The following is a 21,730-nucleotide window of genomic DNA, read 5'->3' on the forward strand; positions in this document are numbered from 1 at the left end:
GAGTATGAATCGTCGGCAACGAATAGGTTTTATTGGACTCGGTGCTATGGGACTCCCAATGGCTAAAAACCTAATAAAAAATGGTTACATATTAAATGTTTCAACATATCGGAACAGAACACCGGTTGATGAATTAAAAGAACTAGGTGCCGTTGAACAGAACTCCGTCTCAGAGCTTGTAAGTGAAAGTGACATAGTGATCAGTATCTTACCCACAGATAGAGAAATGGAATCCGTCTTACTATCAGGCGAGGTATTAGATCAACTTACATCCGAAAAAATTCTGATTGAAATGACATCAGGCTCCCCTGCCATGATGAAAAAGGTGAATGAAATCTATAAAGGAATGGGAGTCAGGGTCTTGGATGCTCCAGTGAGTGGTGGGACAGCTGGTGCAGAAAAAGGGACATTGACGGTTATGGCTGGTGGTGATGCCAAACTAGTGGAAGAATGCAAGCCGATAATGGAAGCAATGGCAGAGAAAATATATGTGGTTGGGCAAATTGGAGCCGGCAAAGCGATAAAAGCAATTAATCAGTTGCTTGCAAGTATCCATATGATTGCTTCGGCTGAGGCTCTTGCACTAGCGGAAAAACTTGAAATAGAAACCGATATTCTGAAGAAAGTAGTTGGAAATAGCTCCGGTGCCTCTTGGATGCTAGAAAATAAGATTGATAGCTTAGTGGAGCGCAACTTTAATCCAGGGTTTAAGCTGAATTTAATGAAGAAGGATGTTCAAATTGCAGTGGACGAAGCCGGAAACGATAAACTCCCGCTAGCTTCCTACGTGCTTGATCTATATAAAGAAGTAGCAAACCAGGATGGAGAAAGGGATTTCTCCGCAATTGGGAAAAAAGTGTTAGTTTAAATTTTAATAAATAGTGCTAACTTTATTGACTGGCATGATAGAAGCAGAAAAAGAATGGGGGAAAAATGGTGAACAAATTCAGATCCTTGTTTATTTCCTTGATATCGGTGGTTCTTTTAATCGCCGTTGCCGGCTGCAGTGGCGGTAGTAGTGAAAGCGCTTCGAAAAGTGGGGGAGACGGAGAGGGTAAAAAGGTTGAAATACGGTTTGCCTGGTGGGGAGACACTAAAAGACATGAAATTTATAACAGTATAGTGGATCGTTTTGAAGAAAAACACCCGAATATTAAGGTTAAAAGGGAATTTGGAGGATGGCCAGAATACTGGGAAAAAATGGCCACTCAAATAGCTGGTGGCAACGCTCCGGACGTCGTAAGTATGCACCAATTTTACGTTTCCGACTATGCAAGGAGGAATTCCCTACTCAATCTTGATGAGCTTGTAAAATCAGGAGACATTAACCAGGACCAATTCGATGAAGCTACAGTCGATAGTGGAAAAGTTGACGGAAAGATATACATGATTGCCAAGGGTATTACCATGTCAGGATGGGCTTACAATCCAGCTTTGTTTGATAAACTAGGTGTTTCATATCCCGATCCAAATTGGACTTGGGAAGATTTTGGGAAAAAGGTTGAAGAACTAAAGGCAAAAGGAATCTGGGGAACACAGGATTTCAGCGGGGGGCAATTACAGCCCAACTTCAGATACTTTGCACGTCAAAATGGACAAGACTTATTTACTGAAGATGGAAAGCTAGGTTTTGAGAAAGAGACTCTTATAAAATGGTGGTCCATGTGGGATGACCTTCGTAAAAAAGAAGCCATTCCTGACGGTGCTACCAGTACTGAATATGAAAGTGCCCCGTTGGAACAAAACATGTTTGTAACTGGAAAAACAGCAATGCACCAGATACCTGCAAACCAACTCCACTTGTATCAAGAGCAATTTAAAGAAGGAGAACTTGAACTAGTCCCTTATCCGAATGTTAAAGATGGGGAAAATGGGGAGTACATCGAGGGAGCATATTTAAGTATCACCCAAAAATCAAAACATCCTAAAGAAGCCGCTATGTTTATTGATTTCTTCGTAAATGCCAAGGAATCGCTGGAATTATTTAAAGTCGAGCAAGGATCGCCTGGCTCTGCTGAAATGGCTGAATTCGTCAAGCCTCTCCTTTCTGTTCCACAACAGAAAGCTGTTGATTTTATTCAGGAAGTAGTACCTGATGCCAGACCGGCCGCTTATGCGCCACTTGGTGTTAATGAGGTGGAACAAGCGTTCAAGGACAACGCGAGTGCGATTATTTTTGGCCAGCATTCGGTGGACGAGGCTGCAGACAAATTCATGAAGACAGCAGAAGGTATTTTAAAGTAAAAAATATCGAATGGGGCTTAAGAAGCTCCATTCGATGATTAACCCTTGGGGAGTTGATACTTCAATTATGAAGAGTGTTTTAAGAAAAAATGCCGTTGCCTATCTGTTCCTCTCACCCTGGTTAATTGGGTTACTTGCGCTGAGTGTGATCCCTATGGGGGCTTCCCTATATTTCTCTTTTACTGAGTATGACATGTTTTCATCTCCCCAATGGATTGGACTCGAAAACTATTCTGGAATGATAGAGGATCCAAAGTACCTAAAGAGCATCGAGGTAACACTTACATATGTCCTGTTTAGTGTTCCCTTACAGCTTTCCTTTGCCTTGGGAGTTTCCGTGTTACTTAACCGTGGGCTTAGAGGATTAAAGATATATCGCGCAACGTATTATGTTCCATCACTTTTTGGAGGAAGTGTAGCTGTTGCCCTTTTGTGGCGTCAATTATTTGGAGGGGAAGGGCTGGTAAACAAATTCCTTGCTAGCATAGGGATCGAAGGAGCTAACTGGATATCGAGTCCTGATACCGCAATCTATACCCTCATTATTTTGGCGGTTTGGCAATTTGGATCTCCGATGTTAATCTTCCTTGCGGGACTGAAAGGCATCCCAAATGAGCTTTATGAGGCTGCAAACATCGATGGGGCTGGCAAACTCAAACAATTTTTCAGTATCACATTGCCCATGCTTACTCCTATTATTCTATTCAATCTCATCATGCAAATCATCGGTGCATTCCAAGCCTTTACACCTGCCTATATCGTAAGTGGAGGGGAAGGCGGACCGCTAGATTCCACCTTGTTTTACACACTCTATCTATACCAGAAGGCTTTTGCTCATTTTCAAATGGGATATGCATCAGCAATGGCTTGGGCCTTGTTAATCATGATTGCCATTGTCACTGCAGTGATTTTTGCATCATCAAAAAAATGGGTGTTCTATCAGGAATAGGGGTGATACTTTGGAAACGAGCAAAGCAATGAAACAGATCAATATAAATGTGGCAGCAGAAAACAAAACCAGAAAAGTTAGGATAAAGCCAGCCAGAATCCTGTTGCATGCAGTGATCATTTCGCTGGGATTGCTGATGCTGTACCCGCTTATCTGGATGGTATTAAGCTCTTTCAAGGAAAACACAGAAATTTTCCAGGGTGGTTCCTTTTGGCCTAAATCATTCACTTTAGAAAACTATATCCAAGGGTGGACAGGATTGTCAGGCATTACGTTTGGGAAGTTCTTCCTAAATTCATTGTTCGTCGTGGGTGTTGCGATCATTGGGAATGTCTTATCCTGTTCCATGGCAGCCTACGCTTTTGCCCGTCTTGATTTCACGTTTAAGAAAATCCTGTTTGCCATCATGCTTGTTACGTTAATGCTTCCTTTTCATGTCACTGTAATCCCGCAATATATCATGTTTAATAAGCTTGAATGGATCAATACCTATTTGCCATTAACCTTACCGAAGTTTTTGGCAACGGAAGGATTTTTTATCTTTCTGATCGTGCAATTTATGAGATCGATACCGCGGGAATTGGAAGAAGCGGCTGAAATGGATGGTTGTGGTCCCATAAAAATGTATTGGTTCCTAATAATGCCTCTTTCCCTGCCAGCCTTAATAACAACCATGATATTTACTTTTATCTGGACATGGAATGACTTTTTTACGCAGCTTCTCTACTTAAGTGATATGGAGAAGTTTACAGTGGCGGTAGGCTTACGAATGTTCGTAGATGCCATGGGAGAAAGTTCCTGGGGCGCTCTCTTTGCAATGTCCACATTATCTCTAATCCCTCTCTTTATCATTTTTATCTTCTTCCAAAAATATTTAATAGAAGGGATTACTACCGGAGGAGTGAAAGGATAAATGCTGTTAATATAGATTTATATTATGTCTTATCGCAAAGAGGGTAATGGAATGAAAGTGACAATAACAGATGTAGCAAAGAAAGCGAACGTTTCAAAATCGACTGTTTCTCGTATCATGAACGGCAACTTTGACCAAAACACCGAGGAGACTGTTAATAGGGTCTTAAAGGTCATTGAAGAATTGGATTACAGGCCAAATGCTCTTGCCAGAAGTTTAAAGCTAACAAAAACAAACGTCATTGGAATTGTACTATCCAATTTGCAGAACCCTTTTTGGGCTAGTGTTTTGGAAGGTGCAGAGGAAGCATGTCAAAGTCATGGATACAACTTAATGATTTGCAACTCCAATAATAATGGCGAGATTGAAAAAGAGCATTTAAGGTCATTCGAGATGAAGCAGATTGATGGTTTAATGATTAATCCCACCTCGAAAAATCTGGATACCTACAAAAAGATGGTAGATAATGATTTTCCTTTTATTTCGATTAACCGAAAAATTTATGGATTAGATGCCCATGTCATCACAGTTGATAATGTAAAAGGGGCAAAGATGGCGACGACTCATCTTATTCGGCAAGGAAGACGAAAGATTGCTATCTTCCTATACCAGGTAGAAGGAATCAGTCCAAGGTTAGAGCGTCTTCAGGGCTATAAGCTTGCTTTAATAGAAAATGGAATTGATATCGATCCATCACTCATTCTGATGGTCGATGAGAAAAAAGGAGAAATTGCTAAAGCGGTTCAGAAAGTATTTTCTGCTGATAACATTCCAGATGCCATCTTTTCGACCAGCAGCATGATGACATTGGAGATACTGGAGGGCATTAGTCAAACTAAGTACAACATTCCCAAGGACGTTGCCTTAATAGGGTATGATGAGACCGTTTGGTCGAAGCATTTATTTCCGCCACTATCTACCATTTGGCAACCAGCATTTGAAATGGGAGGATTGGCAGCAAAAAAACTCATTGAAATGATTGAAACGAAAAAACCAAAAGAGGTGCTTCCGAAAGTAATTTCCCTTGATCCACAACTAATTAAACGTGAATCATGCGGGGAAGCCCAAAAGGGAGGAGTAGTACTTGAGTAATCTAGGGTTTCGAATACTGCCTGTGTCAAAAAAAGTGGAAAAACAGTTAGTGGAACAATATAGAAACGTCGTAACACCTCATATCAGTGATAACCTAAACAGGATGCATGCAATAGGGACGCATTTACGCCCGTTTCATAAAAAAGGAAAGCTGGTAGGGACGGCACTGACCGTAAAAACGAGACCGGGGGATAATCTGCTGGTTCATAAAGCGATTGATATGGCTGAGCCGGGGGAAGTCATCGTGGTGGATGCCGGGGGTGATCTCACAAACGCAATTGTTGGAGAGATCATGCTGAGGCTGGCCAGAGTCAAAGGTATAGCTGGATTCATCATCGATGGAGCGATCCGTGACTCCGCCGCCTTTTTAGCTGGGGATTTTCCCATCTATGCAAAAGGCATCACACACCGTGGTCCTTATAAGGATGGGCCTGGCGAGATAAATGTTCCAGTCTCTGTGGGCGGAATGTTAGTTTCCCCGGGAGATCTTATCGTAGGGGATGAAGATGGGCTTGCAGTTGTCCCGGTGGAATCAGCTGAAGAGATCTTAATGAAGGTACGGGCACAAGAAAAAAAAGAGCATGAGATTATGGCCTCGATTGACAATGGAACTGTTGACCGCAGTTGGGTAGATAAAGCATTGAAGCAGAAAGGTTGTGAAATCATTGGCCCTGTTGAAAAGGTATGATTGGCAAAAGCTTCAGCAGTTCTGTACGGAAGTTTTTATTAGGGCCGGTGTCGATAAGAACCATGCAAATACCGTTGCGGATTCTTTGATACAGGCTGATCTACGGGGTGTGGATTCCCACGGGGTCGTACGGACGGCTATTTACTTGGAACGAATTGAACGAAACATGATGAATCCATTTGCAGAACCGGAAATTGAAATGGAACAAGGACCCACAGTCCTTTTGAATGGGAATAACAATTTTGGAGCCGTTGTCGGGAGCAAGGCTCTAGATATAGCCTTGGAAAAAGCAAAAGAGCAAGGAATCGCTGTAGTCGGGGTAAAGGAATCCAATCATTTTGGTACAGGAGCATTCTACGCTTTAAAAGCTATTGAAAAGAACATGATTTTATTGCTGATGTCCAATGCCTCTCAAACCATGCCTCCAACTGGTGGAAAAAGGCCATTTATCGGAACAAATCCTTTAGCAGTTGGAGTTCCTGCAGGAAAAGAGTTACCTTTTGTTTTAGACATGGCAACCAGTGTTGTTGCGAGAGGAAAAATAATCGTTGCTGCTCAAAAAGGCTCGGATATTCCATTGGGCTGGGCTATCGACAAAGATGGAAATCCAACTACGGATGCCGATGCAGCGCTTCAAGGGTCGGTTTTGCCTGTGGGTGGACCGAAAGGATATGCCATTTCCATGTTTATTGATATTTTAGCAGGTGTTCTAACTGGAGCTGGATATGGAAAGTACGTTAATAATATGTACGAAAATTGGAACGAACCACAAAATGTCGGCCATTTTTTCATAGCCATCGATATTGAGCGATTTATGCCTTTAGATCTGTTTAAAGAGCGAATGGATCGTTACATACAGGAAATAAAAGCCGAACCAAAAGCTGATGGGGTGAATGAAATATTAATCCCTGGGGAAATTGAACACCGCCTAGTGATTGAGCGGAAAAAGACTGGCCTTGAGCTGCCTGAAAAAGTCGAAAACGAACTGGAAGCCATCGGAAGACGCTACTCTCTCAAACTTTCAGACGCTCTAATAGATTCATGTTATTCCAATCAAAAGAAGGAGGCAGTCAATTAATCATGAACCTGACAAATTTTAGATATGAGATCCCTACTGCTATTGAATTTGGACGTGGATATGTAAAAAAACTGCACGAGCATGTGCAGAATCTAGGTGGTTCGAATGTGTTGATTGTAGGGGACCCTGGAGTACTCCAGGCAGGGATAATCAAGCGTCTTGAAAAGCCTTTAGAAGATGCCTCTATATCGTATTCGATTTTTACGGATGTAGGCACCGAGGCATCCATAGAATCGGTTGATAAAGGAACGGATGTAGCAAAAGAAATGGGCTGTGACATTGTGGTGGGTGTAGGGGGAGGTAGCGCTCTCGATACCGCAAAAGCTATCGGCCTCATGCTGAAAAACCCGGGGAACATAAGGGATTACGTTGGAATCGATAATGTTCCAGCACCTGGAGTTCCTGTTATTGCGGTGCCGACCACAGCAGGTACTGGCAGTGAAATAACCAGGTTCTCTGTACTGTCAGATAAAGCGAAAAAAGTAAAGCTTAGTGTCGGAAGTATGTTTAATTGTCCTTCTTTAGCTCTTTGCGACCCAGAACTTACCATTACATTGCCTCCACATATTACAGCGGCGACAGGGATGGATGCATTAACGCATGCACTCGAGTCTTATGTTAATAAAGCAACGCAACCTATCTCAGAAGCGTTGTCGGTTCAATCCATGAAATTGGTGGCCAACAGTTTACGGCTTGCGGTGGTACAAGGTGAAAATATTGAGGCCCGCCATGATATGCTCCTGGCGAGTACGCTTGCTGCCATGGCTTTTAATTCCACCCGCCTTGGTTTAGCTCATGCGCTTGCCATGCCTTTAGGCGGCCAGTTTAATATTCCCCATGGCATTGTAAATGCGATTCTATTACCCGAGGTAATGGAATTCAACCTTATTGGGAATGTGGAAAAGTATGCACATATTGCAAGGATTTTTGGTGAAAAGACGGAGAATCTCTCTCTCAGGGAGGCAGCAGAGCTTTCGGTTACTGCCGTTCGCCAATTGAACAAAGATTTGGGAATTACCCAGACATTATCTGACTATGGCGTGGAGGAAGAGCATCTTGACGGTATAGTAGAGGAAGCTATATTATCAGGAAACGTTCCAGTAAATCCAGTACAAGCAACAAAAGAGGATCTCAAAAATATATGCCGTCGCGTCATGGCGCCTAAAGTAAAAGAAACGGTCTTAAATTAACTTTTACAAGGAGAATGATAAAAATGACTTTAGCCTTAAGCGCTGGAATGGTCAATTGGCTGGAGAACCATCAGCCAAAGACGTATGGAAACTACATCAACGGAGAGTGGGTTAATAGCGGAAGCGGAGAAACCTATCCCATATATAATGCAGCCAACAGGGAACGACTTTTAGCCACTTTTCAAAATTCTAATAAAGAAGATGTCAATAAAGCAGTGGAAGCAGCACACATAGCTTTTAAAAACTGGTCAAAGCTTCCTGGTCCAGACCGGGGGTCAATATTATTCCGTTTTGCAGATCTGCTGGAACAGGATACAGATGAATTAGCCTATATGCTTTCCGCGGAACAAGGCAAAATACTTGATGAATCTAAAGGGGAAGTGTTGCGGGCAGCAAAGGAAGCACGTTTTTGCGCTGGCGAGGCTTTTAGAATAGAAGGTAACACCCTGCCAGGGGAAAGAAGCAATGTGTGGAGTTCAACGGTACGAAGTCCTATTGGAGTAGTAGCTGCTATTGCACCTTGGAATTTCCCAGTTGTCACCCCTGTCAGGAAGATTGCCCCTGCTTTAGCCTACGGATGTACGGTAGTTTATAAACCTGCATCTTTAACACCGTGGACCTCTGTACGATTAATGGAGCTATTGGCTAAGGCTGGTGTCCCGGACGGAGTGGTCAATCTTGTTATTGGAAGCGGTGCCAATGTCGGAGATCCCTTAGTGAACCATCCATTGGTAAGGGGAATTAGCTTTACCGGTTCTTCGAGTCTCGGTATCGAAATTAATCAAAAGGCGGCGGGAAGATTAGCCAAAACACAGCTTGAACTTGGGGGAAAAAACCCGGCAGTTGTCCTAGATTTTAAGGATGCTGACGCAATAGCAAACCAGATTGTTTCAGCTGCATTTGCCTGCAGTGGTCAACGGTGTACATCGATTAGCAGAGTAATAGTTTTAAAAGAAAAGAAACAAGAGGTAACAGAGGCTCTTAGAAGACAGCTTGAGAATATAAGGGTTGGCCCTTCCTGGGAAGAGGGAGTGACAATGGGGCCTCTCGTAAATGCTAGTCAACTGGATTCTGTCCAGGAATACCTTAAAATCGGAGTCGCAGAAGGTGCGAGAGTATTATTTGGTGGAGAAATTCTGTCTGAAGGACATTTCTCACAGGGAGCTTATATGAAGCCTGCCCTACTCGATCAAGTAACTCCTGATATGAGAGTGGCTAAAGAAGAAATTTTCGGCCCTGTCTTAACGATAATAGAAGTGGAGAATAAAGAAGAGGCATTACAAGTGGCAAACAACGTGGAATATGGCCTGGCAGCTTCTATATTTACTGATGAATTTTCAACTGTCTATCATTTTGCAGACCAACTAGTGGCAGGAATGATCCATATTAACCATGGCACTGCAAGTGCCGCGCATATGCCTTTTGGCGGTGTGAAGCAATCCGGAGCAGGTGCATTTTCTATCGGTCACACAAATGCTGAATTTTTTACAGAAATGAAGGTAGTATACTTTGAATACTAAATGAATGTTTCATCAATGGGGTAGTCATAATTTCTCGAAATAATGGCTGCCCTTTTCTTTTACTACAATTCATATAGAAAGGTCTGAGAAGCATGAAACCCAAAGTTTACATAACCCGCAGAATACCTTTGGAGATTTTATCGCAAATAGAAGAAAAATGTGATGTGAGGATGTGGCATGAGGAAGATATTCCTGTTCCTCGGGAGGTACTAGAAAGTGAGATTGTAGATGTAGAAGGTCTTTTTTGTTTGTTGACAGAATCGATTGACATAGACCTGCTTTGGAAGGCCAAAAATTTGCGGGTGATAAGTAATATGGCTGTAGGATATAACAATATTGACATTCAAGCAGCTAAACAAAAAGGGATTACGGTAACGAACACCCCAGGTGTACTAACGGAAACCACAGCGGATCTTACTTTTGCCTTATTGATGGCAACAGCTCGTCGCATAGTAGAATCATCTGACTATTTAAGACAAGGCAATTGGAATACCTGGTCACCTATGCAATTGACCGGACAGGATATTTATGGAGCTACACTTGGCATTATTGGAATGGGGAGGATAGGCGAGTCATTAGTTAAGAGGGCGAAAGGTTTTGACATGGAAGTTTTATATTATAACCGAAGCCGCAAATTAGAGGTTGAAGAAAAGTGGGGATTAAATTATGTGGGGTTTGAGGAATTACTTAAAGAATCAGATTTTGTCTGTATCTTGACACCGTATACCAAAGAAACAGCGAATCTTATTGGAGAACGGGAGCTTTCGCTAATGAAAAAAACTGCAATCCTAATAAACACTGCCAGAGGAGGGATTGTAGATGAAAAGGCGTTATATGAATCCTTAAAGAATGGTGGAATTTGGGCAGCTGGGTTGGACGTGTTCGCAGACGAGCCACTCTCTTTAAATCATCCACTGTTAACCCTTCCCAATTTAGTGACACTACCACATATCGGCAGTGCCAGCATCAAAACAAGGCTTAAAATGGCCGAACTTGCGGCGGAAAATTTAATTCTTCCATTGTATGATTCCACACCTAAGCATGTGGTTGTTTAATTTTCTTTACTGCAAGTATCCGTTAAATATCCATTGAATATCAAGTAGAAATTAAACCTAAAATCGGAAATTTTCCTTTTGAAAGCAATCGATAAATGTTTCCTTTTACTGATAAACAGGTTGTAACAGAGACCATAGAAGAGGTGGTAAAGTGAAAATTGCAGTTGGAAATGATCATGCAGGCTATCCATTAAAAAATCATGTCTTAACGCTTTTAAGTCAGCTAAATGTTGAGGTTAAATATTACGGTAGCGACAGTTCCACCCCTGTTGATTTCCCTGATATTGCAAGTAAAGTCTGTACAGCTGTCCAAGGTGGCGTGGCAGATAGGGGGATAATGGTGTGTGGTACTGGTGTTGGTGCATGTATTGCAGCAAACAAATTTTTAAAAATACGTGCTGCAGTATGTCATGACACATATTCTGCACACCAATGTGTGGAACATGATGAGGTTAATGTTCTGTGTATAGGAGCACAAATTATAGGTGATCGGTTGGCAAAAGAAATTATTGAGACTTTCTTAAAATCCACATTTTCTACTGAAAAGCAATTTAGAAGAAGGGTTCAAAAAATTACTAAGATAGAAATCGAGTCTGCTCGCCAATTACTGAAAGAGATGAAAATTGTAATCGCGCCAGATTCTTTTAAAGAAAGCCTTTCGGCTCTAGAGGCAGCCAATGCGATCGAAAGAGGCTTCAAACCGGTTTTCCCCAATGCCGAATACATTAAAATGCCGATGGCCGATGGCGGTGAGGGGACCGTCCAATCCTTGGTGGATGCCACAAACGGGATCATCGAGGAGCGGATTGTATCTGGCCCTCTGGGAGAACCCGTTAAAGCCTTCTTTGGATTGATGGGAGACAGGAAAACAGCTGTCATCGAAATGGCTGCGGCCTCAGGTTTGCATTTGGTTCCCATGAATGACAGAAATTCGTTGATCACGTCGACGCGAGGGACAGGAGAGCTGATTTTAGCTGCCCTTGATCTGGGTGTAAAACATCTTATCATCGGGATTGGCGGTAGCGCCACGAACGATGGCGGCGCCGGGATGGTCCAGGCGTTGGGCGGAAAGTTATTGGACGAGTCGGGAAATGACATCGGTCCCGGTGGCGGCGCACTCGCACAAATACGTACCATTGACTTGAGTGGCATTGACGACCGACTAAAAGACGTTCAAATCGAAGTGGCTTGTGACGTCGATAATCCGTTAACAGGACCAAGAGGAGCTTCCGCCATTTTTGGCCCTCAAAAAGGAGCCACTCCTGAACAGGTGGAAATGCTTGACCAAAATCTATCACATTTTGCTGATGTCGCTGAACGAACGTTGGGTAAGTCTTTCCGGGATATTGAAGGTGCTGGTGCGGCGGGCGGTCTTGGGGCAAGCCTGTTGGCCTTCCTTAACGCAGACCTTAAAAGAGGAATCCAGATTGTCCTTAATGCCGTGAATTTTGAGGAAGTCGTCAAGGATGCAGACCTTGTCATCACAGGAGAAGGCCGTATTGATGGTCAAACGGTTTATGGGAAAACGCCAATCGGGGTAGCAAAGGCGGCAAAAAAACACGGTGTTCCTGTCATTGGAATTGCGGGATCTTTATCCCAGGACAGCGAAGTTGTGCATGAACACGGAATCGATGCCCTTTTTAGTATTGTCCCAGGCATCACCTCACTCCCGGATGCCTTTGAACATGCGGCTCATTACATGGAGATAACTTCCAGAAATATTGCAGCATCCATGAGAACAATTCGGACGATTCAAAGAAGCTGTTAGACAAAATAAAAAGACGCCAAATTGAACTGCACCACAAATTTTAGACACAGTCTAAAATTTGGAGGTGTTTTTCTATTGCTAAATTTACGAATGACCAAAAAGCTAGAACTGTAAAATGGTATTTAGAAAGAAATGAAGGATACCTAACAATCGCAAAGGAAATTGGTGTACATAAAAAACATGTTCAATATTAGGTACGTAAATATGAATTCCACGGTGAAAATGCCTTTTTCAAGAGCTATACAAACTCCATTACACTTTAAACTAGACGTACGTAAATATATGAACAATAATGGGACGACTATCTTTGAAACAGCTACAAATAACGAGAATAGGAGAATGCTATGTACATCTGGAACCTTACCGCCCTTATCCTCGCACTGAGGGAAGACTCCCTGAACGAAAAACAAAAGAAAACATACCGGAACGTATTCTGGATACTTGCCGCCTTGACCATTTTAACCCTTCCTGTCGTCGTTGACCCGTCATCCATGAATACTTACGACATGATGGACCTTGCCTGCTTTATCGTCATCAATGCCATTGGGATTATGATGGCTTATGGAATTTACAAAAAAGGAGTCCATGAGGATTTCTTCCTTCCCTATTTTTCTCTTAACATCCCGATTTTCATAAGGACGACGATCTTGTCAATCTTGCTTATGATCATTGGATACACTTATATCCTGATGTTCGCCCCCCAGCACTCAATGGATGGGACGAACGTCATCGACCTTGCCATTTCGATCATCGTCGAGTTGGTGTTTAACGCAATGCTGGTACAATCGTTCCGTAAGGTCTATCAATAAAAGCCCTCAGGGGGCTTTTATTGCTTTCTCCAGTTTAAAGTTTAAGGGATGGAGGAAAAGTTCTTGGGAATAAAGGCGGTGAGAATGGATGGCAGAAAGGTCGACAAAACTCAAACCGGAGCTGCAATCTAAAATACCAGATACGATCCCCATGTGAAATTATGGCACGCCCCGATAGTCTACAAATATAGTTGAGTTTCGAAAAGAGGATTGGGTCTAATCCAGATGGATGAAAATCAAAACTGATATGTCGAACCCCCTTTCGATAAAAGAAAGGGGGTCGACATATTATAATGAATTTAACGGGGAAATCATCTCTGCTAAGTCATTCCGGGAAGAGTTCACCAGGGTGGACACACGGTATTTGTCCCTCTCCTCCTCTTCATAAGGAACAAGGAGTTCATTAAGGAAGAAATGTCATCATATTCAGGGTCCATCCATATGTCGTAATCCGATTCATGGACTGATTTTGTCACCCCGTTAGGCTGGGTAGTAAGGATACTGCAGGAGTGGAGAGGAAATTCCCCTTTTGTCCAGGTCTCCCATATCCCCGCAAACGCGAAGGGCTTTTGACCCTTCATGATGAAACGGTACGGAAGCTTCCCCTCATCACTTTGTTTCCACTCATAGAATCCGCTGCAGGGGATAAGGACCCGTCTTTTCTTGAAGGCATTCTTAAACGAGGACTTTTTGTCGATTCCTTCACTTCTTCCGTTGATCATCTTGTAACCGATCTTAGGATCCTTTGCCCAGTATGGGACCAACCCCCACCTCATCATGGCCCCGACCCTTTTCCCTTCATGCTTTCCGATGGTGAGGATTTCCTGTCCAGGAGAAATGTTGTAGCGGGGTACAATTTCCTCCCCAAATTCGAACCTGAAGGTTTTCCGAAGGGTGTTCAGGTCTTCTATCAGACTGAATAGATGAAAACAACCCGATTAACCTAACGTAGTTCTGCCTGGAATACTCCCTCATGCCTGTCTTTTAAATAGATTGGTTGTCTAACGGTACTGCTTGTATGATGTATCTTTCTGGTGCATCCCCAATATAATTGAAGGGATAACAAGTTGTTAGTGTCAATGTAGGAGAGCTTTTTTTGACAATGACCGTCCTGTCGTCCGGGTCCGTAATGAAGATATTGTTTATTTTATATGAATAGTTTTTATCTTCGTACTCCACTACTAGGATGTCCCCTTCTTTAAGTTCATCGAGCCGATAAAAGACCGTATCACGGTGACCGCTTAATACAGTGTGACCGCCGTCTCCAGGAACCGTTGTTAACTCACTGACAAACATTCCAACCCCTTTTTTGAGGACATCTTCCTCTGCTCCCCAATAAACAGAGTATTTCTGTCTCAATTTAGGTACCTTAAGAAAAGCTATCTTCTCTCCAAGGGGGTGACTAACCTCCGTAGAGGGAATGGGAGCTTGTTCCGGTTCTCGTAACTTCTTTGGTTCCTCAATGATTTCAGTAGAATCTTTCTCCGGTAAATTCTCCTCGATTTGTAGTTCCGATACTTCTTGTTCACTCATATCCTCAGCAGAAGAGCGTCCAGTTTGCCAATTTACATACGAAATACCGCCTAAGAAAATCCCAACGACCATTAAGGTTATTCCGAACAATTTCCTCATATTTAACTCCTTAAAAAAGAAAACGGCAGAGAGCCTACCGTTTTCCAGTGAGATTAATTGGTTTGTCTTTTACGAAAGACTAGTACAGAGCCGCCGACTAATAACATTGCACCAAGAGCCATCATTGGGACTGAGTTCGTAGCCGTATCTGGAAGTTCTTCACCTACTTCGTTTGAACCAGAAGTAGCGTCATCAGATGCTTGGCCAGAATCATCATTTGACTCAACGCTTTCTACTGTGTCGCTCTCTTCTTCAGTAGTAGCTTCGTCGGTGCTAGTATCTGAACCGGAATCAGCATCTTGGGAATCTTCTTCGTTCAATGATGCAACATAGTCATCATATTCACCCTGAGATACTTCACAAGGCAAGTTGTCATTATCTCTATCTAAGTCATGCGGGTCGTTTGACGCGCTATACCCGTTGGTGTGCCAGAATTCAGCAACTGCTCGTTTGTCTCCATTAAAATCCCCACAGTCTTTGTCTTCGGCGGCATTAACGCTTGAAAAACCAGTGAACATAAAGGCCAGGGCAAATAGTGATGCAACAAACTTTTTCATTAAGTATTCCTCCCTTTGTTATGTTGTTGGTACGCTTACAATATTAGGGAAAATCCAACAATATTTCAAACATTATGACAAATAAGGCTTTAAAATGGTAAATAACGACTATATATGCCAAATTATCTTTTGTTTACAGTTAAATGAATGGTGAACAAAAGACTATATGAAAGTAAAGAAGTCCTATAAGTCTTACTTCATCTGAGAATAACGGTATACGTGAAAGTTCCAATGGGAGGTTCTTGTAATGGAAGAATTATTAAAGCAGATACTTACTAAACTAGAACCAATTGAGCAAGGATAAAAGACCACAGAAGAGAATTTAGAGAGTCTATTGGGGGATGGAGGTCCATTCATGCAGCATCGCTAAAACAGAATGTTAATAAATTGAGAAAAGTCGGTGTTTAGCAGCTCCAATGTCAAGATTAAAATGGTGTTTTGAATCCATATAGCATTAAAATTGCGATAGAGTCGGACAAGGTTTCATTTTCTCAAAAAGCGGTTATATAGAAAGATCATTTACATAACTAGCAACTAGGGGGAATTGTATTGTTTGGATCTATTTGGTTTACGTTAGCCACTTGTGCCTTTTTTATGGGATTGGTGGCCTGGCTTTCATATGTGAAAACGAAAGGGGAAGTCAGTGATTCAACTGGATATTTTTTGGCGGGCAGGGGGCTGACTGGAGGTTTTATTGCGGGTTCGCTGTTATTGACCAATTTATCTGCGGAACAATTAATCGGCCTGAACGGACAAGCGTATCGCACAAACCTGTCTAATATGGCCTGGGAGGTAACGGCAGCCTTTGCGGTGATCATCATGGCTGTGTATTTGCTCCCTAAATATTTGGGTGGAAGCTTTACAACCTTGCCTGAATTTTTAAGCAAACGGTTTGATGAAGGTGTCCGAAGATATACGGTTGTTTTGTTTATGCTGGGATACATACTAGTTACCATTCCATCCATGCTCTATTCCGGAGCCCTGGCCGTATTAAAATTATTCGATGTGCCTGGTCTGTTTGGCATTTCATATGTTTCTTCTGTCTGGCTGGTCATTTGGGTGATTGGCATTATCGGAGCCATCTATGCCATCTTTGGAGGGCTGAAGGCAGTGGCTGTCTCTGACACTCTTAATGGAATCGGTTTGCTGATTGTCGGGATCCTGGTGCCGGTGCTGGGATTCATTGCACTCGGGGAAGGGAACCTGATTTCAGGAATGAAGGAGATTGCGGTCAACCATCCTGAAAAACTGAATTCAATTGGTTCGAAAGAGGATTCCGTACCATTCGGAACCATTTTTACTGGAATGATTTTTGCCAACCTGTTTTATTGGGCTTCCAACCAGTACGTGATTCAACGAACCCTGGGGGCAAAAAACCTTTCGGAGGGGCAGAAGGGTGTTCTGATTTCTGGTTTATATAAACTCCTGGTACCTGTCTTTATGATGATCCCTGGTGTTATTGCTTTCCATTTATATGGAAATTCCTTGAAATCCGTGGATTTGGCTTATCCCGCTTTGATTTCGGATGTTCTGCCCGGGTATTTATCAGGATTCTTTTTGGCTGTACTGCTTGGTGCTGTTTTTAGTTCTTTTAACTCTCTCCTGAACAGTGCCGCTACTCTTTTTGCCCTTGATATTTATAAACCTCGGATGAATCCCGATGCGGATGATCAAAAGCTAATCTCTGTCAGCAAGTGGTTTGGTACCGTCCTTGCGATTGTGTCCCTGTTTATTTCTCCTATGCTGATGAATGCTTCGGATGGCTTGTGGGATTTAATCCGCAGATTTACCGGATTCTTTAATATCCCAATCATCGTGATTGTCCTGGTTGGAATCATGACGAAGTATGTACCAGCCATTGCCGCCAAAGTGGTGATCATCTTTCACGTGATTACCTATTATATGCTTGTATGGGGAACGGACCATCTGTTCAATGTAACGGTTCCCATCCATTTCATTCATATCTATGCCATCTTGTTTGCTGTTGAGGTCGCAATGATGCTGGTAATTGGTAAACTGAAGCCGCGAGAGGTCGCATACCAATTTAAAGCAGACCCGAAAGTCAGCATGGAGCCCTGGAAGTATACTATTCCTTTTTCGATTATGCTGCTGGCGCTGGTCGCGGTCACCTATGTCATCTTTTCGCCGATCGGATTGGCTTACGAGAATGCTGTAGTTTCAAGCAATTTCTGGTTCGTTATCGCTGCCATACTATTAACTGCTGCAGCGCTAATCTTTGTATCTATTAAGGTCTGGAATCAGAAATATGCTCAATATCTAACTTCTCATAACCCGCCGCATTCTTTAAAAATAAAAAGGGAAAGCAAGACATTGTATTTTAAAGGAAAAGAGCAGCCTTTAAAATAGGCGATAAACAGACAGCCGGCTAATGCCGGTTGTTATTTTTTTGTTTTTTCATGAAACCGCATCCAGTCTAAGGTACAATAATAGAGAAGATTTAGAAAAATACTGTTTATACATATCATTTTAAATGAGGATTTGGAGGGTAAATTGGAGTGAATTATTATGGAGTTTTTGATGTCGGGGGTTCCGCTATTAAATATGCACTGATGGAAGAAACAGGGCAGTTCATTGAAAAATCCTCTGTCCCAACCCCGAAGGAAGGGCTGGAGCCTTTTTTGGATACCATGGTTTCCATAGTGAAGGAGTTTGAGAGCAGCCATAAGCTCACAGGAATAGCTCTGAGCATGCCTGGGGCTGTTGATGTCCAAAGCGGAGTCATTGGCGGAATCAGCGCGATTCCTTATATTCATGGGCCAAATTTTAAAGAAATCCTGCAGGCACGGACAGGCTTGCCGGTGGAAATGGAAAATGATGCGAATTGTGCCGGGCTGGCGGAAGGCTGGATCGGAGCAGCCAAGGATGTACAGGATTTTATTTGCATTGTGATTGGCACCGGCATTGGCGGTGCTTTAGTCCTGAATAAAAAAATCAGGCACGGCAGCAATCTGCATGGCGGAGAGTTCGGCTTCATGATTATGGAAGACTATCTCGATGGCCAAGGAAAAATCTGGAGTGAATTAGGCGCAACCAAGGCGTTGGTCATACAAGCAGCGAAACTAAAGGGAGTGGATCCCGATTCGCTCGACGGCAAGAAAGTATTTGAAATGGCTGATAACGGTGATGAAGAAGTGCAGGCTGTAATAGAGAAATTTGTCAAACGCATTGCTGTAGGCATTTTTAACCTCCAATATGCCATCGACCCAGAAAAGATCCTGATTGGCGGAGCCATCAGCCAGCGGGACGGACTGATTGATCAAATTAACGCAGCATTGAGCCAGCTGAAAGGTACAGTTCACCGCCTGCCTGTAAAAGTCGAGAGGTGCAAGTTTGGTAATGACTCAAACTTGATTGGAGCATTATATCATTTCCACCAGCGGCAAGCCAAATAAGCGAGGCATCTTGCATTAGAGATTAGTTCAGTCTAATCTCTTTTTTTCTGGTGGCTGATTTCAGAAGAATGCTCATTTTATTTCCTAAAGCCTGCTTTATATGTGAAAGCAGATACTGGATAAAAAAAGAAATTATGGGAAACATAGAACCAGAAAATACATTAATAAAGGCGGGTTCACATTGGATTTAGATATTAACATGCAATTTGAGATAAAAAGTGGTTTTATGCCAAACCTGAGTTCTTCAGAAACCTTAACGATCCTTGAGGTAAATCCAAACAGTGTGGTTATTCAAATGAACAATTCGACTGGCAGAGGCGTCTTCCCTTCAGAAAACTTGCAATACTGGATTCGAAAAGGCCTGTTGATTCGAATGGACGACCAGCATAAAAAGACATCGTAAGCACCAGATCCTTATTGCCTTTTTCCTGTGAGCCGGGGATCACTTCCTTCGCGACCACAAAAATCATGGCTCCGGCTGCAAAGCTTAAGGCGTATGGCAGCAATGGTTCGATAAAGGCGACCGCAAACGCGCCGATGACTGCCGCAATCGGTTCGACCACCCTGAAAACTGCCCATAGAAGAAGCTATTCCTTCGCGACATTCCTTCTCCTCTGAGCGGTATGGAAACGGCCACGCTTTCAGGGAAGTTCGGGTGAAGGTGGGGCAGGATTTTATCATCCCCTAAAGAAAAATGCGCCCAGTAAAAACCCGGACGGAGCCGGAAACCAGTCTCCGATGGCGTGGCCCTCCGACATTTCAATGGCAGGAGCCAGCAGAGACCAGTAACTGGCGGCAATCATCACGCCGCCGGCAAATCCCGGCATGCGCACGAGGCCGGGCAACATCCGCGAGTTTCCTGCTGTTTTCACAGGCTGGACACAGTTTTTTTAATAAAAGGGGAGAATCGATGTATAAACAAAATTAATCGATGTATAAGTCTCAATAAATGATTCATAACTTGTGAGAATCGATGCATAAACGGCAGGACGGGTACTTTTGCATGGCGAAACCGTTCAATTTTAAACAAATCTAGCCGAATTAAGCAGTAGGATCCAGGTTTAGGGACAATTTTTAAATATGAAGCTTAGTTTCGGTCTAGTTTCACAGACTGGACACAGGTTTTTCAATAAGAGCAAATAGTCGATGCATAAACAAAATTAATCGATCCATAAGTCTTAATAAATGATTCATAACCTGGAAGAATCGATGCATAAATGGCAGAGCGCTAGTTCTGGGATCCCCAGCGGTAGATTGAGGAGAGGATTTATGCCGATATTTAACGTGTCACCCAGGTTCAAGGCCGTGTTTTTTTTAAAAAGTGGCTTGGTTTAAACTATTTTCACACGGCCACAGGTTTTTCAATAAACGAAAGCATTACCTGCAGAGAATGTATGAAGGAACCCGGAGAGTTAAATCCAGGTTCCTTTTTGAGTGGGAGGCTTTTATTAATCTGTCACGATGAAATCCCTGTCCAGAAACGCTTCGATCACTTCACTGATCTGATAAGAGACCTGTGGTAAATCGTAATTTTCAAACGCATATTCACACTGTTGTTTATAAGCCATTGTTTCATCATAATGTGCCATGTGCCTTTCGATTACCGTTTCATGATCTTTCCTCACTTTTTGTCTTTCTACCACTGTGTTGCGATCCGCATAGATGAAAAAGCGCATTACCCGGTCGCCATACATCTTTTTCAGTTTTTCGGTCCCTTCCGGATTTAACGTTAAATAAATAAGTTGATGATTCTCAAATGCCTTGATGATATCCTGTTCGCGGATTCCATAATGATATCCATCAATTTCAACGCTTTCAAGAAATTCCTGGTTAGCCTGCATCTTTTTAAAAGCAGCTTCATCTACAAAATGGTAGTCTTCCCCGTCCTTTTCATAATGACGGCGAGCTCGCGTCGTATAAGAGAGGACCATCTCCATATCAAATGCAGTAGCAACCATCCTGGCAATTGTCTTTCTTCCGGATCCATCAGGCCCGGTATAAATAAAAATTTTTTCTTTCCCTTTAATTTGATACATGGAAGAACCTCCTTTTAGCACATTGTTTATAGAGTATGCTGATCCAGGGAAATGTGAGGTTTTCTGTTTTATCTAAGGAAGAAAGAACCATCATGGAAAAAAGAACCTCTTTTGATTATGAAATGTTTTTGTAGGTGCCCTCATCCCTGAAACATAGAAAAAAGGCCATTATAAACGTTCTATGTGTACGCAAAACCAGGCACGTTATGAAAAAGATATAATGAACGTTCAATCTAGACCAAGATTCAAAGCAAGTGATGAAAAAGGTCGCAATGAAACTACCCGGATATCCTTACCAACGCTATTAAAATATATGACAAACAGGGTAGCATCACAGCACTAAAAAATATTGCAGCTGATTGGCTGATATTGGCGTAATGGCATGTATCACATAGCCAATGCTTAACAGCTGTGATAGTGTTTCTGCACAGCTGCGGCGCGGAGGCTCAATGGGTGCATGGTTACTTTTGTAGAGATTTATATATTGGTTGTTTACCGTGCATTGAAGCAGGATGACATGTCTGCCGGTCCAAGCTTGGCCTATAGATGGCTGAAGCGTTCTGTTTTGATGCATCAGGAACACCCTTATAAAAGTAATTTACATTAGTATATGCGGAAATCCTTTCCAATTGACCTAAAAAATAATGAAACTGGTTCCAGACTTAGCATAAGGTTTATTTTAGAAGAACGATTAAACGGCTGGATTAAGGAAGGGAAGTATACAGTGCTTTAAAAATAAAAGAGACAGGAAATCACACAAATGCAATCCATAACCTTTAAGTCGAA

The 21,730-nt window shown here is 42.5% G+C and carries 19 protein-coding genes and 2 pseudogenes; 15 read left to right on the forward strand and 6 right to left on the reverse strand.

The features are described 5' to 3' along the window. Positions 1 to 4 precede the first annotated feature (4 nt). The 13 genes and pseudogenes from EV146_RS18940 to EV146_RS18995 all read left to right on the forward strand — a co-directional run bounded on the left by EV146_RS18940 (position 5) and on the right by EV146_RS18995 (position 13,306). Positions 5 to 868 (forward strand): NAD(P)-dependent oxidoreductase, encoded by an 864-nt coding sequence (locus EV146_RS18940; RefSeq protein ID WP_132009507.1) that lies wholly within the window; start codon positions 5 to 7, stop codon positions 866 to 868. Between the two features lie 65 nt (positions 869 to 933). After that, positions 934 to 2,244 carry an ABC transporter substrate-binding protein gene (locus tag EV146_RS18945; RefSeq protein ID WP_132009510.1) on the forward strand — a complete coding sequence of 437 codons (1,311 nt, stop codon included), beginning with the start codon at positions 934 to 936 and terminating at the stop codon, positions 2,242 to 2,244. Between the two features lie 34 nt (positions 2,245 to 2,278). Next, positions 2,279 to 3,193 (forward strand): carbohydrate ABC transporter permease, encoded by a 915-nt coding sequence (locus EV146_RS18950; RefSeq protein ID WP_241993963.1) that lies wholly within the window; start codon positions 2,279 to 2,281, stop codon positions 3,191 to 3,193. Between the two features lie 10 nt (positions 3,194 to 3,203). Beyond that, complete coding sequence (locus EV146_RS18955; RefSeq protein WP_241993964.1) at positions 3,204 to 4,106, forward strand: carbohydrate ABC transporter permease; 903 nt, start codon at positions 3,204 to 3,206, stop codon at positions 4,104 to 4,106. Positions 4,107 to 4,157: 51 nt separating this feature from the next. Further along, positions 4,158 to 5,198 (forward strand): LacI family DNA-binding transcriptional regulator, encoded by a 1,041-nt coding sequence (locus tag EV146_RS18960; RefSeq protein ID WP_158287142.1) that lies wholly within the window; start codon positions 4,158 to 4,160, stop codon positions 5,196 to 5,198. Continuing rightward, entirely contained in the window at positions 5,191 to 5,886 is a 696-nt protein-coding gene (locus EV146_RS18965) for an RraA family protein (RefSeq protein WP_132009519.1), read from the forward strand. The genes EV146_RS18960 and EV146_RS18965 overlap by 8 nt, the downstream gene beginning before the upstream one ends. Next, complete coding sequence (locus EV146_RS18970) at positions 5,873 to 6,964, forward strand: Ldh family oxidoreductase (RefSeq protein WP_241993965.1); 1,092 nt, start codon at positions 5,873 to 5,875, stop codon at positions 6,962 to 6,964. Before EV146_RS18965 ends, EV146_RS18970 begins: the two co-directional genes overlap by 14 nt. A 2-nt stretch (positions 6,965 to 6,966) precedes the next feature. Continuing rightward, a complete protein-coding gene (locus EV146_RS18975; RefSeq protein ID WP_132009522.1) occupies positions 6,967 to 8,154 on the forward strand; it encodes an iron-containing alcohol dehydrogenase in 1,188 nt (395 codons plus the stop codon). Positions 8,155 to 8,177: 23 nt separating this feature from the next. Next, on the forward strand, positions 8,178 to 9,674 hold the full coding sequence (locus EV146_RS18980; RefSeq protein ID WP_132009525.1) for an aldehyde dehydrogenase family protein: 1,497 nt from the start codon (positions 8,178 to 8,180) through the stop codon (positions 9,672 to 9,674). Positions 9,675 to 9,766: 92 nt separating this feature from the next. Then, positions 9,767 to 10,729: a 2-hydroxyacid dehydrogenase gene (locus EV146_RS18985; RefSeq protein ID WP_132009528.1), complete on the forward strand. Its 963-nt coding sequence runs from the start codon at positions 9,767 to 9,769 to the stop codon at positions 10,727 to 10,729. 151 nt (positions 10,730 to 10,880) lie between these two features. Continuing rightward, positions 10,881 to 11,303, forward strand: a pseudogene (gene rpiB / locus EV146_RS27930) (ribose 5-phosphate isomerase B); the annotation flags it as partial. A 42-nt stretch (positions 11,304 to 11,345) separates the two neighbouring features. Then, positions 11,346 to 12,497, forward strand: a complete 1,152-nt coding sequence (locus EV146_RS18990; protein ID WP_241993973.1) for a glycerate kinase — start codon at positions 11,346 to 11,348, stop codon at positions 12,495 to 12,497. A gap of 344 nt (positions 12,498 to 12,841) precedes the next feature. After that, positions 12,842 to 13,306, forward strand: coding sequence for a hypothetical protein (locus EV146_RS18995; RefSeq protein WP_132009534.1), 465 nt, complete (start codon positions 12,842 to 12,844; stop codon positions 13,304 to 13,306). 341 nt (positions 13,307 to 13,647) lie between these two features. On the opposite strand, the gene EV146_RS19000 is transcribed toward EV146_RS18995, so the two are convergent. From EV146_RS19000 to EV146_RS19010, 3 genes are all read right to left on the reverse strand, one after another. Further along, positions 13,648 to 14,220 carry an SOS response-associated peptidase gene (locus EV146_RS19000; protein ID WP_309136129.1) on the reverse strand — a complete coding sequence of 191 codons (573 nt, stop codon included), beginning with the start codon at positions 14,218 to 14,220 and terminating at the stop codon, positions 13,648 to 13,650. Between the two features lie 70 nt (positions 14,221 to 14,290). Further along, entirely contained in the window at positions 14,291 to 14,938 is a 648-nt protein-coding gene (locus tag EV146_RS19005) for a class D sortase (protein ID WP_132009537.1), read from the reverse strand. A gap of 53 nt (positions 14,939 to 14,991) precedes the next feature. Continuing rightward, positions 14,992 to 15,495: an LPXTG cell wall anchor domain-containing protein gene (locus EV146_RS19010; RefSeq protein ID WP_132009540.1), complete on the reverse strand. Its 504-nt coding sequence runs from the start codon at positions 15,493 to 15,495 to the stop codon at positions 14,992 to 14,994. Positions 15,496 to 16,044: 549 nt separating this feature from the next. On the opposite strand from EV146_RS19010, the gene EV146_RS19015 reads away from it, so the two are divergent. Next, the gene (locus EV146_RS19015) at positions 16,045 to 17,862 is read left to right on the forward strand and encodes a solute:sodium symporter family transporter (RefSeq protein ID WP_132009543.1); all 1,818 of its coding nucleotides are present in this window, start codon (positions 16,045 to 16,047) and stop codon (positions 17,860 to 17,862) included. A 149-nt stretch (positions 17,863 to 18,011) separates the two neighbouring features. Beyond that, complete coding sequence (locus EV146_RS19020; RefSeq protein WP_132009546.1) at positions 18,012 to 18,908, forward strand: ROK family protein; 897 nt, start codon at positions 18,012 to 18,014, stop codon at positions 18,906 to 18,908. A 287-nt stretch (positions 18,909 to 19,195) separates the two neighbouring features. Here the strand turns inward: EV146_RS19020 and EV146_RS19030 are convergent. The 3 genes and pseudogenes from EV146_RS19030 to EV146_RS19040 form a co-directional block, all read right to left on the reverse strand. Further along, positions 19,196 to 19,756: pseudogene (locus EV146_RS19030) on the reverse strand (ZIP family metal transporter). Positions 19,757 to 20,356: 600 nt separating this feature from the next. Continuing rightward, positions 20,357 to 20,944 (reverse strand): guanylate kinase, encoded by a 588-nt coding sequence (locus EV146_RS19035; RefSeq protein ID WP_132009549.1) that lies wholly within the window; start codon positions 20,942 to 20,944, stop codon positions 20,357 to 20,359. Between the two features lie 331 nt (positions 20,945 to 21,275). Further along, positions 21,276 to 21,518, reverse strand: coding sequence for a hypothetical protein (locus EV146_RS19040; protein ID WP_132009552.1), 243 nt, complete (start codon positions 21,516 to 21,518; stop codon positions 21,276 to 21,278). Between the last annotated feature and the right edge of the window lie 212 nt (positions 21,519 to 21,730).

Source organism: Mesobacillus foraminis (genome assembly GCF_004340465.1).
In the GTDB taxonomy this organism is placed as follows: Bacteria; Bacillota; Bacilli; order Bacillales; family Cytobacillaceae; genus Mesobacillus_B; species Mesobacillus_B foraminis.

What these genes read in the sequence shown, in the direction of transcription:
- EV146_RS18945 (WP_132009510.1), top strand. Translation starts at nt 934, where the DNA reads ATGGTGAACAAATTCAGATCCTTGTTTATTTCCTTGATATCGGTGGTT.
- EV146_RS19010 (WP_132009540.1), bottom strand. Translation starts at nt 15,495, where the DNA reads ATGAAAAAGTTTGTTGCATCACTATTTGCCCTGGCCTTTATGTTCACT.
- EV146_RS19005 (WP_132009537.1), bottom strand. Translation starts at nt 14,938, where the DNA reads ATGAGGAAATTGTTCGGAATAACCTTAATGGTCGTTGGGATTTTCTTA.
- EV146_RS18975 (WP_132009522.1), top strand. Translation starts at nt 6,967, where the DNA reads ATGAACCTGACAAATTTTAGATATGAGATCCCTACTGCTATTGAATTT.
- EV146_RS18960 (WP_158287142.1), top strand. Translation starts at nt 4,158, where the DNA reads ATGAAAGTGACAATAACAGATGTAGCAAAGAAAGCGAACGTTTCAAAA.
- EV146_RS18940 (WP_132009507.1), top strand. Translation starts at nt 5, where the DNA reads ATGAATCGTCGGCAACGAATAGGTTTTATTGGACTCGGTGCTATGGGA.
- EV146_RS18995 (WP_132009534.1), top strand. Translation starts at nt 12,842, where the DNA reads ATGTACATCTGGAACCTTACCGCCCTTATCCTCGCACTGAGGGAAGAC.
- EV146_RS19040 (WP_132009552.1), bottom strand. Translation starts at nt 21,518, where the DNA reads ATGCATCAAAACAGAACGCTTCAGCCATCTATAGGCCAAGCTTGGACC.
- EV146_RS18980 (WP_132009525.1), top strand. Translation starts at nt 8,178, where the DNA reads ATGACTTTAGCCTTAAGCGCTGGAATGGTCAATTGGCTGGAGAACCAT.
- EV146_RS19035 (WP_132009549.1), bottom strand. Translation starts at nt 20,944, where the DNA reads ATGTATCAAATTAAAGGGAAAGAAAAAATTTTTATTTATACCGGGCCT.
- EV146_RS18990 (WP_241993973.1), top strand. Translation starts at nt 11,346, where the DNA reads ATGAAAATTGTAATCGCGCCAGATTCTTTTAAAGAAAGCCTTTCGGCT.
- EV146_RS18985 (WP_132009528.1), top strand. Translation starts at nt 9,767, where the DNA reads ATGAAACCCAAAGTTTACATAACCCGCAGAATACCTTTGGAGATTTTA.
- EV146_RS18950 (WP_241993963.1), top strand. Translation starts at nt 2,279, where the DNA reads ATGATTAACCCTTGGGGAGTTGATACTTCAATTATGAAGAGTGTTTTA.